This window comes from Phytoactinopolyspora endophytica (assembly GCF_004138495.1).
Lineage (GTDB): Bacteria > Actinomycetota > Actinomycetes > Jiangellales > Jiangellaceae > Phytoactinopolyspora > Phytoactinopolyspora endophytica.
The window spans coordinates 580,957-582,591 of sequence record NZ_ML142849.1; the positions used below are offsets into that span (position 1 = coordinate 580,957).

The following is a 1,635-nucleotide window of genomic DNA, read 5'->3' on the forward strand; positions in this document are numbered from 1 at the left end:
GAGCTCGGGCAGCGTCTGCGCGGATCCCCCGCTCGCGGCCACCAACTGGACCGCGCCTTCGAGATGCCCCATGACCTCCACGTGCCGACGGCCGATGGTGCCCATGCCGATCACACCCACGCCGATCGGTTCGTCGTTCACCCGCGCTCCTCTCCAGCCGACGCACGCCGTCACCGACGACGTGGCATGTACGAGCAACAAGTAGGTACCCAAACCCTAATGGCCCAAGCCCTTCGCTGCAACCGCTTGCAAACGTTGGTTCAGCGAGGCGGCACGCCCGGGGACTGGGTTCAGCGAGGCGGCACCCCGGGGCCGGGGACATTCCGGCCGAACGAATCTCCCAGCGCGTCGCAATGCTCGATCAGGCGCCGCCGATGGTCGGCCAGGATGTCCTGGTGCGCGCCGCTCGTGGCCAGGTTGGTCATCTCGCCGGGGTCACGCTCCATGTCGAACAGTTGCTCACGATGCAAGCCCCACAAGTGACACATGTACGTGTACCGCGGGCTCCGCACCATGCGGGCGAGCAGCTTCGACATGACGGGTGGCGGCATCAGCCCCGGGAACGTCCACTCGGTCTCGACCACAACCTCGTCGCGCCAAGCGGGCCTGACGTCCGCGGGCGATTCGACCAGGCCGCGGACGCTCGCCCCGGTCCACTCGGCATCCGGTGTGATGCCGGCGTAGTCGCACAGCGTCGGCAGCAGATCGAGTCCGACCGACACCAGCTCGTCGCGGACCCGGCCGGCGGAGGCGTCGGACGCCCCGGCCATCTCGGCAGGAGGGACGACGATGAACGGCACGCCGACGGACTCCTCGTACAGGGTCTTCTTCTGGTTCCATCCGTGTGCACCTTGCATGTCACCGTGGTCCGAGGTGAAGACGATCACGGTCTCCTGTCTCAACCCGCACGTGTCCAGCCTGTCCAGCAGTGTGCCGATCTCGGTGTCCACCCGCTCGCACAGCTGGAAGTACGCGTGCCGATAACGACGCCACTGCTCCTCGTCCCACCGCTGGGTCGGATGCACCGTCCAGGCGAACCGCTGCACCAGTCGCAGCGCCTCAGGTTCCTCGGACCCCGCTGCGAAGTTCGGAGGCAGGACCGGCAGCTCACGCCAGTCGACGTCCGCCACCTCACCCGACGGGGGTCTCTGCCCGCGCGCCCACTCGCAGATCCCGTGCGGCTCGTTGAACGACGCCACCAGCAGGAACGGGGAATCCCGTCGTCCGTCCGCCGCGAGGTACTCGCCGCAGGCGTCTGCCAGCCCTTCGTGCGTGCCGGTGTAGATCTCGTTGAATCCGCTGGCCAGCGGACCATCGGGCACGTCAGCCGGCGCGCCGTGCTCGGAGCCGGGTACGTGCCATTTTCCGGCATAGGCGCAGTCATAGCCGGCCTGTGCGAAGACCCGCCCCAGCGAGCGGTCCGGGAACGGTCTCTCCGGTTCGCGCACGTTGTCATTCACGCCGATCTCCGACGGCATCCGGCCGGTCATCATCGACGCGCGCGACGGAGCGCACAACGGGCTGGTGCAGTACGCGTTCTCGAATCGCACGCCGGCCGCAGCGAGCGAGTCGATCGCGGGCGCGCGCACATCTGGATTGCCCGCGCAGCTCATCGCACTCGCCGACATCTGGTCG

Annotated in this window: 1 protein-coding gene; it reads right to left on the reverse strand. The window is 68.1% G+C overall.

The window, feature by feature from the left end:
* Window positions 1–290: 290 nt before the first annotated feature.
* Window positions 291–1,635 (reverse strand): sulfatase family protein (locus ELR45_RS02580; RefSeq protein ID WP_129663466.1); only part of this gene is annotated, 1,345 nt, incomplete at its 5' end.